Below are 14,830 nucleotides of genomic sequence, written 5' to 3' on the forward strand. Positions count from 1 at the left end.
TACTGCAGGGGGGACCCTGTGGGAGAGTAGGACACCGCCGAACAATTATTGGGAAAACCCCCGCACCTTTGGTGCGGGGGTTTTCTGCATTTCAGCGCCGGCGACCCGATCAGAAGGGGCCGCCGGACATTACCGCTGTCCGGCGGCCGTCGGAAAAGGGCTCAGCCCGCGGTCAGTTCCGTCAGCTCGGCCAGCGGCAGCGTGTGCTGGGTCTGGAGGACCTTCGCGCGCAGATAGCGGACGTTGTGGTCCGTGGTGAAGACGCCGGTCGGCACCCGGTCGCGGACCACGGTGCCCAGCGAGCGCAACTGCTCGGCCTTGTCGGGGTTGTTGGACAGCAGGTCCAGCTCGCCGATGCCGAGAGCGGCCAGCATCTGCGCGGCGGCCGTGTAGTCGCGGGCGTCCTCCGGCAGGCCGAGAGCGGCGTTCGCGGCGTACGTGTCGAGGCCCTGGTCCTGAAGGGCGTACGCGTCGAGCTTGTTGTAGAGGCCGATGCCCCGGCCCTCCTGGCGGAGGTAGAGCAGCACTCCGCCGCGGTCGGCGATGCGCTCGACGGCCTCGCGCAGCTGGGGCCCGCAGTCGCAGCGGGCGGAGCCGAAGACGTCCCCGGTCAGGCACTCGGAGTGCAGCCGCACCAGCGGCACGGGGCCGGGGTCGCCGAGGACGACGGCGACATGCTCCTGGCCGTCGGCGAGGCCGTGGAAGGTGACCAGCTCGGCGTCGACGGCGTAACCGTCGTGGAAGCGCAGCGGTACCCGGACGCGGGCGCGCGGCGTGGCGGCAGGGAAGTCGGACATGCGGTCCTCCGGGCACGGACATGTGCTTCAGATTTGAAGCAGCGTTACGCGGTGGACCCTATCCCATGCTTCAAACTTAAAGCAATCGGAATATCAGGAACAGGAGGAGCGGCGCCGCCAGGGGACGTCCTCCGCCCCGGGCTCGGCGTCGTCGCCCTGGAGTCCGCGGGTGATCCCGGTACAGATCGCCTCCAGCTGCCCCACCTGCTCCGGGGTGAGCCGGTCGAACAGCGTGGACCGTACGGTCTCGACGTGCCCGGGTGCCGTACGCTCCAGGACGGTCATCCCCTCGTCGGTCAGGACCGCGAGCTGGCTGCGCTTGTCCCAGCGGCAGTCCTCCCGGCGCACCAGCCCGTCCCGTTCCAGCCGGGTCACGGCGTAGGTCAGCCTGCTGCGGGTGATCTTCAGCCGTTCGGCGAGGTCAGTCATGCGCAGCCGGCGGTCGGGTGCCTCGGACAGATAGGCCAGCACGGAGTAGAACAGGTGGGGCATGCCCGCGTCCTGCTGGAGCCGTCGGTCGATCGCGTCCTCGAGGAGGGTCTTCGCGGCGAGATACGCGCGCCACGCGCGCTGCTCCTCGGGGGTGAGCCAGCGGGTCGTCATGGTGCCAGTGTAAGTTTGTTTCAAACTTGAACCAAGAAGGTCTTGGTGGGGGAAAGTTCTCGCAGGGAGAGCGCGCCGATGTCGTACCCGTACGTGCTGTTGTCCGCCGCCGTCTCCCTGGACGGCTACCTGGACGACACCGGCCCCGACCGGCTGCTGCTGTCCAGCCCGGCCGACTTCGACCGGGTCGACGCGGTACGGGCCTCCGTGGACGCCATTCTGATCGGCGCCGGCACCATCCGCGCCGACAATCCGCGCCTGCTGGTGAACTCCGCCGAGCGGCGTGCGGCCCGGGTCGCGGCGGGCCGGCCGGAGTACCCGCTGAAGGTGACCGTCACCGCCTCCGGCGATCTCGACCCGGGGGCGAACTTCTGGCACACCGGCGGCGACAAGGTCGTCTACACCACCGACCGGGGCGCCGAACGGGCCGCAGGCCTGCTCGGCGGCACGGCCGATGTCGTCGCGCTCGGGCCCGGCCTCGACTGGCGGCTGCTGCTGAAGCACCTGTACGAGGTGCGGGGTGTGCGGCGGCTGATGGTCGAGGGCGGCGGCCAGGTGCACACCCAGCTGCTCCAGCAGGGTCTCGCCGACGAACTCCAGCTGGTCCTCGCCCCGCTCTTCGTCGGTGACCCGGCGGCCCCGCGGCTGTTCGGCCCCGGGGGCTATCAGCCGGGCCGGCTGCGGCTCACCGAGACGCGCCGGATCGAGGACGTCGTCCTCATGCGGTACGAGCCCACCGCCCCCGGCACCGGTGCGGCCGCCACCGCCGCCGACCGGCACTGGCTGCGCACCGCCTGTGAGCTGGCCGCCCAGTGTCCGCCCTCGGAGACCGCGTTCAGCGTGGGCGCGGTGGTGGTCGCCGCGGACGGCACCGAGCTGGCCCGTGGCCACTCCCGGGAGGGCGGCGACGCGGTGGTCCACGCGGAGGAGGCGGCGCTGGCGAAGCTGGATCCGGCCGATCCGCGGCTGCCCGGCGCCACGGTCTACAGCAGCCTGGAGCCCTGTGCGCGGCGGGCGTCGCGGCCGGCGCCCTGTGCGGAGCTGATCCTCGGGGCGGGGGTGCGCCGGGTGGTCACCGCCTGGCGGGAGCCGGACACCTTCGTGGCGGCGGCCGACGGGGCCGGGCTGCTCGGTGCGGGGGGAGTGGAGGTCGTGGTCGTCCCCGAGCTGGAGGCGGTCGCCAAGGCGCCGAACTCTCATCTGTTGGCGGGCTGACTCCCGGCCCGCTTCGCCCGGTGAAACAGGCCGGCGCCCCTGCGGGGGCGCCCCTAGGGCCGTACACGCTCATGGAAACACTCAGGGCCGGAAACCATTGCTGGTTTCCGGCCCTGAGTTTCAGTAGCGGGGACAGGATTTGAACCTGCGACCTCTGGGTTATGAGCCCAGCGAGCTACCGAGCTGCTCCACCCCGCGTCGTTGTGACTTCAGTGTACGTCATCCGTGGGGTCCCGCGCACATCGGTTTACGGCGGGTCCTTCGGGCGGGCTCATCCGGTCGGCCCACCGGGGTCGCCCGGCCTTGCCGGGCCCGCAAATCTGGAGGTACGTCGGACATGCGGGAGAGACACGGTGCGCCCTGGTGAGGTGGAGGAGAGCCCGTACGCCAGGGCGGGCGGCCGGCTCCCCGGCGACCCGGTGCCCGGGCCGGGCCACGGCGACCGGCCCGCCCCCGTGCGCCCTTCCCCGCTCGCTCCGCGCCGTCCGAGTGCCCGCGCCCTGGCCCGGAGCCTGCCCGTCCTGCTGATCTTCTGCGGTGTCCTCTACGGCCTGCTGACGCCGAGGGACTTCACCGCCGTGCCCTTCTTCACCGCCGCCGCGCTGATCGCGGCCCCGCTCAGTTCGCTGCGCAGCACCGCGCTGACCGGCCTCGCGGCGCTCGGCGCCACCTACGCCGTGCATGCGCAGGGCGGTGCCCGTCCGGCCGTGGCCACGGTCACCGATCTGGTCACCGTGGCCAGCGTCGCCGTGCTGGCCGGCGCCATCAACCGGGTGGTCCGCCTGGGTGACCGGCGGCTGGCCTCCGCCCGGGAGATCGCCGAGGCCGCCCAGCGGGCCGTACTGCCGGAGCCCGCGGCGCGGATCGGCGGTTTCCGGATCGCCGCCCGTTACGAGGCGGCCCGGCAGGACGCGTCCATCGGCGGCGACCTGTACGCGGTGCAGGACAGCCCGTACGGCGTCCGGCTGATCGTCGGGGATGTGCGGGGCAAGGGGCTGGGTGCCGTCGCTGCGGTCGCCGTGGTGATCGGCGCGTTCCGGGAGGCGGCCGAGCAGGAGGCCACGCTGGAGGAGGTGGCGCAGCGGCTGGAGCGGGCGCTGGCCCGCGAGGGCGCCCGGCGGGACGGTATCGACGCCTTCGAGGGGTTCACCACCGCCGTACTGGCCGAACTCCCGCACGGCGAGGGGCTCGTCCGGGTCGTCAACCGCGGCCATCCGCCGCCGCTGCTGCTGTACGCCGACGGCGCGGTGCGCACGCTGGCCGGGCCCGAGCCCGCGCTGCCGCTCGGCATGGGTGATCTCGGGGTGTGGCCGGACCGGGTGCTGGAGGCGGCCTTTCCGGGCGGGGCCACCCTGCTGCTCTACACCGACGGGCTGTCCGAGGCCCGGGACGCCCACGGCCGGTTCTACGACCCCGAGCGGCGGCTTACCGGCCGTACCTTCGCCGGTCCGGGCGCGCTGCTGGGGCGGCTCGCGGACGAGGTGCGGAGGCACTCCGGGGGAGGGATGGCGGATGACATGGCGCTGCTCGCCGTACGGCACCCCTGAGGGTCTCCCCGCAGGGGGTTCACGATGAGTGACCGGGCGACTCCGCGCGCATAACATCTGAGTCACCATCAAAAACGCTGTGACTCCTGAACGGTGACCGAGTCGCCGTCAACTCGCCCGGTTTGCTGGCCTTGTGACCCTTAAGTACTGGCATAAAAGGTTAACGATCAAGCTGGACGGGCTTGGAAAGTAACCGCAGGGTCTATTAACGTTCGATAACGCAGCGCGGTCGTCCCAGCCGTCACAAGAGGCGGCTCCGTGCGCACGCGCCGAATCCCGTAAGGGAACCGGGGAACCACCACCTTGGGGTGAATCACGCGGACACCGTCGTGGACTTGCCGAGCGGACTCGGCCCACGATCGGTTTACGCGCGTAGGAGACCTTCCTGCTCCGAACCCGTCAGCTAACCCGGTAGGCGGAGGAAGGAAAGGAGCGCGCCCGCGTGGCGTCCAACCGGCCTGCCCCAGAAGCCCCGTTCATACCCGCTCAGCGCGAGACGGACACCTTCGGATACGGCTCCCCCGCCGCCGAGGACGGCCCCTGGGAGGAGTGGAACCCCACTGCGGAGTCCGTCGCTCCGGTCCGCGGTCGGCACCGCGTCGCCAAGCAGCGCGGCGGCTTCGCGCGCAGCTCCACCGTCCTCGGTGTCGGCGTGATGGCCGCCGTCGGCGCGGGCGGCATGGCCAGCGCCAACCCCGGCAAGGTGCCGGTCTCCGTCTCCATGCCGGACCTGGACTCCGTCGAGCACCTCTTCGGCGGCGACTCCGCCGACGCGCCCAAGGACGCCGGCGGCACGCTCGGCACCGTCGGCGTGGCCTCGGCCGAGGCCGGGCAGAGCGGTGGCGCGGGCGAGGCCCTGCGCAACCGGATCATGGCCCAGGCCGAGCAGCAGAAGGGGCAGGCCGACAGCAAGGCCACCATCGCCGCGCTCGCCGCCTCCGAGAAGCAGACCGCCGCCGCGGCCGCCAAGGCCGAGCAGGCGGCCGCCGCCAAGGCCGCCGCCGCCAAGCAGAAGGCGGAGGCCGACGCCAAGAAGGAGGCCGAGGCCAAGCGCCTGGCCGAGCTGGCCAAGCAGTACTCGCTGCCGGTCGTGTCGTACACGATCACCGGCACCTTCGGGCAGCCCGGCTCGATGTGGTCCTCCGGCTACCACACCGGCCTGGACTTCGCCGCCCCCACCGGCACCCTCATCAAGTCGGTGCACGCCGGCAAGGTGACCGAGGCGGGCTGGGCCGGCGCCTACGGCTACCGCACGGTCATCACCCTCGACGACGGCACCCAGCTCTGGTACTGCCACCAGTCCTCGATCAACGTCTCGGTCGGCCAGCAGGTGAACACCGGCGACGTCATCGGCCGCGTCGGTGCGACCGGCAACGTCACCGGGCCGCACCTGCACCTGGAGGTCCACCCGGACGGCCAGCCCACCGCCATCGACCCCATGGCCTGGCTGCGCGACAAGGGCCTCAACCCCTGACAGGCCCGGCTTTCCGGGTGAACGCGGCGCCGGCGGAGGAATGCGCTTCCTCTCGCCGGCGTTGGCATTGATCATGACTTCACTGCGCACACTCGGCTCTTCCGACCTCGAGGTCTTCCCGCTCGCCCTGGGCGGCAACGTCTTCGGCTGGACCGCCGACGAGGACACCTCCTTCGCCGTCCTCGACGCCTACACGGCCGCCGGCGGCAACTTCATCGACACCGCGGACGTCTACTCGGCCTGGGCCGAGGGCAACAAGGGCGGCGAGTCGGAGACGATCATCGGCGCGTGGCTGAAGGCGCGCGGCAACCGCGACAACGTCGTCGTCGCCACCAAGGTCAGCCAGCACCCCGAGTTCCAGGGCCTGTCCGCGGCCACCATCAAGGCCGCCGCCGACGCCTCCCTGCGCCGTCTCGGCACCGACTACATCGACCTGTACTACACCCACTACGACCAGCTCGAGGTGCCGGTCGAGGAGATCATCGGCGCCCTGGACGAGCTGGTGAAGGCGGGCAAGGTCCGGCACATCGCCGCCTCCAACATCGGCGCCGAGCGCCTTCAGGCCTCCCTGGACTTCTCCGCCCGCGAGGGCCTGGCCCGCTATGTCGCCGTCCAGCCCCACTACAACCTGGTCTCCCGCGACACCTACGAGGGTGACCTCCAGGACCTCGCCGCCCGCGAGGGCCTGTCCGCGGTCCCGTACTACGCCCTCGCCTCCGGCTTCCTGACCGGCAAGTACCGCCCCGGTGCGACGGTCGACAGCGCCCGCGCCGGAGCCGCCGCGAAGCACCTGGAGTCCGAGCGCGGCCGGCGGGTCCTCGCCGCCCTGGACGAGGTCGCCGCCGCCCATGAGGCCCCGGTCGCCACGGTCGCCCTGGCCTGGCTCGCCGCCCAGCCGACGGTGGCGGCTCCCATCGCCTCGGCCCGTACGGTGTCCCAGCTGCCGGCCCTGACGGAGGTGGCGAACCTGACCCTGACGAAGGAGCAGCTCACGACGCTGACCGAGGCGTCGGCCTGATCACCGTCTCCCCGGTGTGACCCGGCGGTGCCGATCCCCGCGAGATCCCGGCCCCTAGGTGCGGTAGGGGTTGTATGCGGGATACCCGGAGTACCCGGAGTACGTGGAGTATCCGGCGTACCCGGGGTTTCCGGGGTTCGGCGCCGCCGGGTGTGCGTACGGCGGCCAGTACGCCGGGGCAGGGGCGATGGCCCGGGCCGCGTACTCGAGCGCGGGACGCGCCGTCTCCCTGCGGCGCCACAGCTCCTCCAGCACCTCCCGCTCCCGTACGACGAAGTCGGCCCCGGCCCGGCCCCGGCGCCCCCGGCGCCGCAGTGACGCCAGCGAGGTGGCGTACGTCTCGTACTCCGCCACCACCCGGGCGGCCGGGCGCCCGGCGTGGTGCCGGGCGAAGTCCCGGGCCATCCGCCGCGCCCGCATCGAACCGAGCGCGAACGGCTCGCCCGGGCCCAGCCACCCCGCCGACACATACGCCGGCAACTCCTCCCGCACGATCCGCAGCTCCCGCTGCCGCGTCCAGATCGACAGCCAGGTCAGCAGCGCGAACACGGGCACCATGAAGCCGCCGTACACGCCGAAGAAGCCGTACGGCCCGAAGGTGGCGGAGCCGTTCCACAGGGCGTGCATGCTCATCGCGAGCAGCAGCCCGCCGAGCGGCACCAGGGTGCGCCGGGCCCGCTGCCGCTCCCCGGACAGCGCGGCCACGCCGAAGCCGAGCCCGGTGAGGGTGGTGAACAGGGGGTGCGCGAACGGGGACATCACGATGCGCACGAAGAAGGTCGCGGCGGTGACGGAGGCGATGCCGCGGTCGCCGGTGAGCTGGTCGGTCCCGAAGGCCGTACCGAGGTAGAGGATGTTCTCGGTGAACGCGAACCCGGTCGCGGTGGTCCCGGCTATCACCACGCCGTCCACGATCCCGGTGAAGTCGCGTCTCTTGAAGAGGAAGACCAGCAGCACGGCCGCGGCTTTCGCGGACTCCTCGACGATCGGCGCTATCACCGTCGCCCCGAGGGTGTCGGCGCCGGCCGGGTCGGCGGTGGCGGTGGCTATCCAGTGGGTCGCGAAGCTGTTGGCGACGATGGCTATCAGCGCCGCCGCGCAGGCCCCCCAGGCGAAGGCGAAGACCTGGTTCCGCCAGGGGCCGGGCTCGACCCGGTCCAGCCAGCGGAAGGCGGATATGAGCCAGGGCACGGGCAGCACGGCCAGCCCGAGCCCGACCAGGAACCCTTCCGTGCCGGTCTGCCGGCGCACCAGCGCGAGAATCACCAGCCCGGACAGCGCGAGCAGCGTGATCAGTGCTCCGTATCGCACCCACCGGTGTTGCCACCAGTGCGGATGGCGCAGGGTGCCGCCGCCGGGGCTGAGGGGGTAGGTCGGGTACGGGGGACTGGTGGCCACGGGCATCGACCCTAACGACGGCGGGACGAGGGGCCGGCGCGTTTCCGCCCCTGCTTGCTGGACTTATCCGTCCTGGCCGTGCGGTACGCGCCGGAACAGCAGATCGTTCACCACATGACCCTTGTCCAGCCCCTGCCCCTCGAAACGGGTCAGCGGCCGGAATGCGGGCCGGGGCGCGAAACCGCCGTCCGCCTGCGTGTTCTCGAAGGCCGGGTGGGCGCTGAGCACCTCGAGCATCTGCTCGGCGTACGGCTCCCAGTCGGTCGCGCAGTGCACGATCGCGCCGGGCTTCAGCCGCTCGGCGGCGAGCGTCAGGAACTCGGGCTGGATCAGCCGGCGCTTGTGGTGCCGCTTCTTGGGCCAGGGGTCCGGGAAGTACACGCGCAGCCCGTCGAGGGAGTCGGGCCGGAGCATCTCGCGGAGCAGGATGATCGCGTCCCCGTTGCCCACCCGGACGTTGGACAGCCCGTTCTGGTCGGCGAGGTTCAGCAGGTTGCCCTGGCCCGGGGTGTGCACGTCGATGGCGAGGATGTTGGTGTCCGGGTCGGCGGCGGCCATCTGCGCGGTGGCCTCGCCCATCCCGAACCCGATCTCCAGCACGACCGGATTGTCGTTGCCGAACAGCTCGCCGAGGTCGATGATCCGCTGCCCGTCGATGTCCAGCCCCCACTGGGGCCACAGCCGCTGGAGGGCGTCGGCCTGCCCGGCCGTCACCCGGCTGCGCCGCGGCTGGAAGCTGCGGATCCGCCGCTCGAAGTGCGAGCCGGCGGGGTCGGCCTTGGGCCCGTCGGGAAACCGCGGCTCGCCCTTGGCCCGGGTGTGCCGGATGGAGTCGCCGGGGGCGTGGAGGGCCGACGAGGGGGCTTCGGGGAGGTTCAGGGAGTCAGACACAGTGCTTCCGATTTTACGGCGCGCGGGGAGCGCCTCCCGGAGGTCGGTCGCGTGGAGAGAACGGTCGCTCGCGTGGAGGGATCGGCCGGTCCCGTGCGGGGAGCGGTCGGGTCGGTGCGGGGCGCGGCCGGTCTCGTGCGGGGCGCGGTCGGGTCGGTGCGGGGGACGGTCGGGTCGGTGCGGGGCGCGGCCGGTCCCGTGCGGGTACGGCACTACAGCGAGCCGAGCATCGACAGCGCCCGGCGTCCGACCTCCCTGCCGATCGGCAGGGAAGCGGTGGCGGCCGGGGACGGGGCGTTCAGCACATGCACGGCGCGGCTCCCCTCGCGGATGAGGAAGTCGTCCACCAGCGTGCCGTCCCGCAGCACCGCCTGGGCGCGCACTCCCGCGGGCGCCCGCACCAGGTCGTCCCGCTCGACCGCCGGCAGCAGTCTGCGCACCGCTTCCAGGAAGGCTCTTCGGGACACCGACCGGCGCAGCTCACCCGCTCCGTACCGCCAGTGCTGCCGGGCGATCACCCAGGAGCCCGGCCAGGCCACGGTCCCGGCCAGCTCGCGGGGGCGGACGACCCCCCAGCCGTATCCCTCCCGGGCCAGCGCGGGGACCGCGTTGGGGCCGATGTGCACGCCGCCGTCGATGCCCCGGGTCAGATGCACCCCGAGGAACGGGAACGCCGGGTCCGGCACCGGATAGACCAGGCCGCGCACCAGCTCGGGCCGGGCCAGCTCGTAGTACTCCCCGCGGAACGGCACGATGCGCACCCCGGGGTCGTCCCCGGTCAGCCGGGCGAGCCGGTCGCAGTGCAGCCCGGCGCAGTTCACCAGCACGCGCGCGCGGACGACGTCACCGGCGGCGGTGCGCACGGCCACGCCCCGCTCCGGCCGGCGGTCCACCTGGACGACCTCGGCGCCGTACCGGATCTCGGCGCCCGAGGCGGCCGCGAGATGGCGGGCGACCTCGACGTAGTCGCAGATGCCGGTGGTGCCGACGTGTATGGCGGCCAGGCCGCGCACCTCCGGTTCGTACTCGGAGATCTGGGCGGGGCCCAGCTCGCGGACCGGGATGCCGTTCTCCCGGCCGCGCTGCACGAGGGCGTGCAGCCGGGGCAGCTCCTCGCGCTCGGTGGCGACGATCAGCTTGCCGGTGACGGCGTGCGCGATGCCGTACTCGGCGCAGAACTTCACCATCTCGGCGGCGCCGCGCACCGCGTACCGCGCCTTGAGGGAGCCGGGGCGGTAGTAGATCCCGCTGTGGATGACCCCGCTGTTGCGCCCCGTCTGGTGCCGGGCCGGTCCCGGCTCCTTCTCCAGCACGGTCACCCGCGTGCCCGGCGCGGCACGCGTGATCGCATACGCCGTCGACAGACCGACGATCCCGCCCCCGACCACGAGCACATCACCGTCGTACGCCCCGACCCGCACCGAGCACCACCTCCACCCTCGATAGTGCACTGCGCCACTGACAACGCCTTCAAACGCCCTCGGGCGGCGGGACCGCGCCGGCGGCGCGGGCGGGTGCGGAGGCCGCCTACGCCGGTGTCATCAGCAGCGGCCGGGCCCGCTCCCGCAGCTCCACCACCCGGGGCTCGTCCCCGTACGGCTCCAGCCGGTGCAGGAGATCCTTCACGTACTCGGTGGTCCGGGCCGAGGAGATCCGCCCGGCCACCTCCACGGCCCGCACCCCCTGCTCGCAGGCCGCGTCGAGATTGCCGGACTCCAGCTCGGCGACGGCCGACACCACCAGCCGCAGCCCGTGCGAGCGCACGAACTCCTCCGTCGGCTTGGACAGCGCCTGCTCGGTGAAGCGCCGTACCTGCCGTGGCGCCTTCAGGTCGCGGTAGCACTCGGCGGCGTCGGCGGCGAACCGGTCGTAGCCGTAGAACCCGAGCCAGGAGGGGTCGTTGTCGCCTTCCCGGGACCGCTCCAGCCATCCCTCGGCGGCCTTGAGTGCCGCGCCCGCGGCCTGTGCGTCTCCCGCGCGCGCGTGTGCCCGTGCCTCGACCAGCCGGAAGAAGCTCATCGTGCGGGCCGTCGCCAGTCCCCGGTTGCGCTCCAGCGCGGCCTGGGCCAGGTCGACGCCCTCGTCGCCGAAGCCCCGGTAGGTCGCCTGGAGCGACATGGAGGCGAGGACGTACCCGCCGAGCGGGACGTCGGCCGCCGCGCGCGCGAGGCGCAGCGCCTGGATGTAGTAGCGCTGGGCCGCCTCCTGCTGCCCGGTGTCGAAGGCCATCCACCCGGCCAGCCGGGTGAGTTCCGCGGTGGCGCCGAACAGGGCGCGGCCGACCTCGTCGGAGTAGGCGCCGAGGAGCAGGGGCGCCGCCTCCACGCGCAGGCACTCCGGCACCATGGACGAACGCCAGTCGCCGCCCCCGTACTTGGAGTCCCAGCGCCTGGCGTCCTCGGCTGCCTCCCGCAGTTTGCGCACATCACTGTGGCCGACTTTGATCGGTGCGCCGGAGCCTTCGGCGGTTTCCGCCTCCCGTGCGACCGAGCTGTCGGCGGGGGTTATCAGCCATCGTGAGGCAGGCGTTGCGTATGCGCTCACTGCGAACGATCCGGCGAGCGACTGCCAGATGCCGCCGGACCCGGCCCGGCGGCCGGCGAGGTCGAGACGGTACAGCTCGGTCGCCGACCGCACCGCCTGTCCTACGTCTCTGGGGAAGGCGAGGCCCACTTCGGGCGCGGGATCCGCGTCCGCCAGGCCGATCTCGTGGAGCGGCACCGGCCGGCCGAGCTTCTGGCCGATGGCGGCGGCGATGAGGTGCGGTGCCGCGCCCTGGGGCACCATCCCCTTCGACACCCAGCGCGCCACGGAGGTCTTGTCGTAGCGAAGAGTCAACCCGCGTTGCGCGCCGAGGTCGTTGACGCGTCGCGCGAGGCCTGCGTTGCTGATTCCCGCGAGGGCGAGAACGGCGCCGAGCTTTTCGTTCGGCCCGCGTTGCTCCCTGGACATGCGCCACCCCTCGACACAGACGGCTGCCGCGCTGGCATAACCATGCGGCATTCGTAAACCCAGCGTAGTTCGCCGCATCCCAAGCGTTAAGGGGCATTGTTCCGGATGGCGGGATTGTGGTCCGTACGGCAGTGCGGTCCTGTACGCACCGTGCACGGTCTGTCGCCGCGTGCCCCCGGCCGTGTGGCCGTGCGCCCGTCCGTGCGCTCTTCTCCGGCCATCGGGGGAGCGGTTCCATGGGTCCTGCGTGGGTCGGCCCGCTGTACTGGATCCAGTGGGCTGGGGGACACCGCCACCTTCATCCCCGCGGGTGGCGGACCGGTCCGGGAGGCGATGCCCGCCTCCCGGACTGTGCGCGTATCGGCGCCGCCGCGCGCTCCGCAGGCCTGTACGGAGCGTGCTCACCGCCGCGCCGACTCTTACGATTTGGCTGAAAATCGACCCTGGTGCTCCATGGTCGTACACGCCTCTCACCACGCAACTTGAGGGCGCACGGGGCGTTCTGGGGGAGCGTATAGGGGGCGCGTTCGTATCGCCCCGCCGGGTGCCTCCACTTCGGGTCCGCACCGCGCGGGCGTCAACTTCCCTTGCCGTGGTGCACGTGAGGCGGTGTCACCGCCCCTCCACGGCACGCCCTTCGTGGCAGCATGGGGTCCTGTTCGTACGGTGCAGGGGTTGTCCACAGGCTGTGGAGGCGTCGATGCGGTGGTTGGTGGGTTGGAGCAGCACCGCCCCGGGCGTCGCCGGGACCGGCTCCGCGGGCGCCCTCGGCTACGACGGCGAGACCCTGCACCCGGTCGGCTCCCAACTCCTGTGGGGCGACCCGGATCCGCTGTGGGCCGTCGGCGACTGGCGCCCGGACGAGGTGCGGGTGGTGCAGGCCGACGCGGACAACCGGATCGCCGTCCTCGGCATCTGCGGCGCCTCGGACGAGGAGCTGCGGCGGGCGCTGTTCACCGCGCGCGGGGGCGCACTGCGCCATCTGACCTGCTGGCCCGGCAGTTACACGGCCGTCGTCCGGGTGGGCCGCCGCATCACCGTCTGCGGCGACCTCGCGGGGGCGCGCCCGGTGTTCCACACCCCCTGGGCGGGCGGTACGGCCTACGCCACCGCCGCGCTGCCCCTCGCCGACCTCGTGGAGGCCAACCTCGACTTCGGTCATCTGGCCGCGCTGCTCGCCGCCCCCGATGTGCCCGCCGCGCTGCGCGACACCACCCCGTACGAGGGCGTACGCCGCGTTCCGCCGGGGCATGCGCTGGTGCTGCGCGCCGGGGTGCGCGAGATCACCGGGTACGAGCCGGTCGCCTCGCTCGCCGTGGCCGCGCCCCCGGCCGACCCCGACCGCGCGGTGGACGCCGTACGGGACGCCCTCGTGGAGGCCGTCCGCACCCGGCTGGCCGCGCCCCGGCACGTGCCCGACCTGGACCCCGGCCCGGTGCCCGGCATGGGGCCCGCCGAGCGGCGCGCCCGGCGGGGCATGCCGGTACCCGGCATCGGCGCCGACCTGTCCGGCGGACCGGCCTCCGGCACCCTCGCCCTGCTCGCCGCGGGCCTTCCCGGCAGACCCGGCATGCTCGTCGGGCAGGGCACCGGCGCGGGCGAACGCCTTCTCGCCGTCACCTTCAACGACCTCGCCGTGAGCGGCCGCGAGGCCGAACTGGAACGCGCCGGCGCCCTTGCCGCGGGCCCCCGCCTGCACCACGTGGTGGTCACCGGCGGCGAGGAGAGCCTGCCGTACGCCGACCTGGACGGCCCGCTCACCGACGAACCGGGCCCCTCGCTGGTGCAGGCCGCCCGGCACCGGGCCCGGTTCGCCGCGGGCAGCGCCGACCACTTCATCGGCCATGGCGCCCGCCAGGTCCTGGACGCCCACCCCGCCCGGCTCGCCGACCTGCTGATGGACCGCAGACGGCGCGATCTGGTCCGGCCGGTCGCCGCACTCACCCGCGCCGACGGCTCGGTGATGGTTCCCGCGCGCGTGTACGGCGCGGCCCGCCGGCTGGCCCGTACGCCCTACCGCGCGGGCCTGGAGTTCCTGGCCGAGCGGCTGATGCGGCGCCGCTTCGACGAGCCCAAGGGGGCGGTCGGCGCGTCCCTCGCCGCGCTGACCTGGGCCAGACCCGGGCCGGCGGCCCGCTGGCTGACGGGGGAGGCACTGGCTGAAGTATCGGTTCTGCTCCAGGCGGCGGCGGAGGGCTCCGCCGCGGGCCCCGACCGCCGCCCCGGTGACCACCGCGCGCGTGCGGCGCTCGCCCGGTACGCCGCCGACCTGCGCATCCTGGAACAGGCCGCCGAGATCCGCTCCCAGCGCCTGCACGCGCCCTTCCTCGACAACCAGGTCGTCCGGGCCTGCCGCGCCCTGCCCGAGTCGCTGCGCGTCCAGCCCGGCGCCCGGGCCGCCGTCCTGCGTACGGTCCTGGAGGGCGCCGGCGTCACCGACCTCCCGCCCGGCTGGGGCGCCCCCTCCCACGCCTCGTCGGCGGCGGCCGCGCGCGCGGGCCTGCGCGTGTCCGCCGACCCCCTGCTGGACCTGTTCGCCACCCCACTGCTCGCCGACGCGGGCCTGGTCGAGGCCCGCGTCGTCCGCAAGGCCGTCCGCGCGGCGGCCGCCGGCGAACCCCTCCCCCTGGACGGCCTGGCCGACCTCGTCTCCCTCGAACTCTGGCTCCGCCGCCTCCTCGCCCGCCGCGGCACCTGCTGGACGGGCACGCCGTCCCGAGCGCGGGCGGTTCCGTCGGGAATCCAGCGGCGCAGGGGGGTTCTGGCGCCGGGAGGTTAGTGCAGCCGAGCCCGGGGGCCCGCCCATCGCGGCGAAGTTGCGGACCGGGGCGGGTGCGGTGTTCCGGTGCGGTTCCTGCGGCCTGGCCGCGGCGGTCCCCGTGTTCCGGCGGGGTTCCCGAGGATCGGCGTGGCCCCTGTGTTCCGGCCCGGCCCC

The 14,830-nt window shown here is 73.3% G+C and carries 11 protein-coding genes, 1 tRNA gene and 1 riboswitch; of the genes, 5 read left to right on the forward strand and 7 right to left on the reverse strand.

Annotation, left to right across the window (positions count from 1 at the left end):
• Nucleotides 1-161 precede the first annotated feature (161 nt).
• Nucleotides 162-797 carry a GTP cyclohydrolase II gene (locus ACZ5CZ_RS38270; RefSeq protein WP_467550333.1) on the reverse strand — a complete coding sequence of 212 codons (636 nt, stop codon included), beginning with the start codon at nucleotides 795-797 and terminating at the stop codon, nucleotides 162-164.
• A 93-nt stretch (nucleotides 798-890) separates the two neighbouring features.
• Nucleotides 891-1,400: a MarR family winged helix-turn-helix transcriptional regulator gene (locus ACZ5CZ_RS38275; protein WP_385848348.1), complete on the reverse strand. Its 510-nt coding sequence runs from the start codon at nucleotides 1,398-1,400 to the stop codon at nucleotides 891-893.
• Between the two features lie 78 nt (nucleotides 1,401-1,478).
• On the opposite strand from ACZ5CZ_RS38275, the gene ACZ5CZ_RS38280 reads away from it, so the two are divergent.
• Entirely contained in the window at nucleotides 1,479-2,615 is a 1,137-nt protein-coding gene (locus ACZ5CZ_RS38280) for a dihydrofolate reductase family protein (protein WP_468949443.1), read from the forward strand.
• 124 nt (nucleotides 2,616-2,739) lie between these two features.
• Here ACZ5CZ_RS38280 and ACZ5CZ_RS38285 read toward each other — a convergent pair.
• A tRNA-Met gene (locus ACZ5CZ_RS38285) sits at nucleotides 2,740-2,813 on the reverse strand.
• A 155-nt stretch (nucleotides 2,814-2,968) separates the two neighbouring features.
• Here ACZ5CZ_RS38285 and ACZ5CZ_RS38290 point away from each other — a divergent pair.
• The 3 genes from ACZ5CZ_RS38290 (at nucleotide 2,969) to ACZ5CZ_RS38300 (ending at nucleotide 6,654) form a co-directional block, all read left to right on the forward strand.
• Nucleotides 2,969-4,162 carry a PP2C family protein-serine/threonine phosphatase gene (locus ACZ5CZ_RS38290; protein WP_468949445.1) on the forward strand — a complete coding sequence of 398 codons (1,194 nt, stop codon included), beginning with the start codon at nucleotides 2,969-2,971 and terminating at the stop codon, nucleotides 4,160-4,162.
• 257 nt (nucleotides 4,163-4,419) lie between these two features.
• Nucleotides 4,420-4,595, forward strand: a riboswitch (cyclic di-AMP (ydaO/yuaA leader).
• A gap of 9 nt (nucleotides 4,596-4,604) precedes the next feature.
• The gene (locus ACZ5CZ_RS38295) at nucleotides 4,605-5,636 is read left to right on the forward strand and encodes a M23 family metallopeptidase (RefSeq protein WP_385848352.1); all 1,032 of its coding nucleotides are present in this window, start codon (nucleotides 4,605-4,607) and stop codon (nucleotides 5,634-5,636) included.
• A 73-nt stretch (nucleotides 5,637-5,709) separates the two neighbouring features.
• The gene (locus ACZ5CZ_RS38300) at nucleotides 5,710-6,654 is read left to right on the forward strand and encodes an aldo/keto reductase (protein WP_468949447.1); all 945 of its coding nucleotides are present in this window, start codon (nucleotides 5,710-5,712) and stop codon (nucleotides 6,652-6,654) included.
• Nucleotides 6,655-6,708: 54 nt separating this feature from the next.
• Here the strand turns inward: ACZ5CZ_RS38300 and ACZ5CZ_RS38305 are convergent, their stop codons facing one another.
• The 4 genes from ACZ5CZ_RS38305 to ACZ5CZ_RS38320 form a co-directional block, all read right to left on the reverse strand.
• A complete protein-coding gene (locus tag ACZ5CZ_RS38305; RefSeq protein WP_468949449.1) occupies nucleotides 6,709-8,052 on the reverse strand; it encodes a PrsW family intramembrane metalloprotease in 1,344 nt (447 codons plus the stop codon).
• A 63-nt stretch (nucleotides 8,053-8,115) separates the two neighbouring features.
• Nucleotides 8,116-8,943 carry a tRNA (guanosine(46)-N7)-methyltransferase TrmB gene (trmB, locus tag ACZ5CZ_RS38310; protein ID WP_468949451.1) on the reverse strand — a complete coding sequence of 276 codons (828 nt, stop codon included), beginning with the start codon at nucleotides 8,941-8,943 and terminating at the stop codon, nucleotides 8,116-8,118.
• Nucleotides 8,944-9,155: 212 nt separating this feature from the next.
• Nucleotides 9,156-10,364 carry an L-2-hydroxyglutarate oxidase gene (gene lhgO, locus ACZ5CZ_RS38315; RefSeq protein WP_385848357.1) on the reverse strand — a complete coding sequence of 403 codons (1,209 nt, stop codon included), beginning with the start codon at nucleotides 10,362-10,364 and terminating at the stop codon, nucleotides 9,156-9,158.
• Between the two features lie 106 nt (nucleotides 10,365-10,470).
• The gene (locus ACZ5CZ_RS38320; protein ID WP_385848359.1) at nucleotides 10,471-11,895 is read right to left on the reverse strand and encodes an MFS transporter; all 1,425 of its coding nucleotides are present in this window, start codon (nucleotides 11,893-11,895) and stop codon (nucleotides 10,471-10,473) included.
• 700 nt (nucleotides 11,896-12,595) lie between these two features.
• Between ACZ5CZ_RS38320 and ACZ5CZ_RS38325 the strand changes: the two genes are divergently transcribed.
• Entirely contained in the window at nucleotides 12,596-14,674 is a 2,079-nt protein-coding gene (locus ACZ5CZ_RS38325; RefSeq protein WP_385848360.1) for an asparagine synthase-related protein, read from the forward strand.
• Nucleotides 14,675-14,830: the final 156 nt, after the last annotated feature.

It is taken from the genome of Streptomyces sp. NPDC031418, assembly GCF_055581605.1.

What these genes read in the sequence shown, in the direction of transcription:
- ACZ5CZ_RS38270 (WP_467550333.1), bottom strand. Translation starts at nt 797, where the DNA reads ATGTCCGACTTCCCTGCCGCCACGCCGCGCGCCCGCGTCCGGGTACCG.
- ACZ5CZ_RS38275 (WP_385848348.1), bottom strand. Translation starts at nt 1,400, where the DNA reads ATGACGACCCGCTGGCTCACCCCCGAGGAGCAGCGCGCGTGGCGCGCG.
- ACZ5CZ_RS38280 (WP_468949443.1), top strand. Translation starts at nt 1,479, where the DNA reads ATGTCGTACCCGTACGTGCTGTTGTCCGCCGCCGTCTCCCTGGACGGC.
- ACZ5CZ_RS38300 (WP_468949447.1), top strand. Translation starts at nt 5,710, where the DNA reads ATGACTTCACTGCGCACACTCGGCTCTTCCGACCTCGAGGTCTTCCCG.
- ACZ5CZ_RS38320 (WP_385848359.1), bottom strand. Translation starts at nt 11,895, where the DNA reads ATGTCCAGGGAGCAACGCGGGCCGAACGAAAAGCTCGGCGCCGTTCTC.
- ACZ5CZ_RS38325 (WP_385848360.1), top strand. Translation starts at nt 12,596, where the DNA reads ATGCGGTGGTTGGTGGGTTGGAGCAGCACCGCCCCGGGCGTCGCCGGG.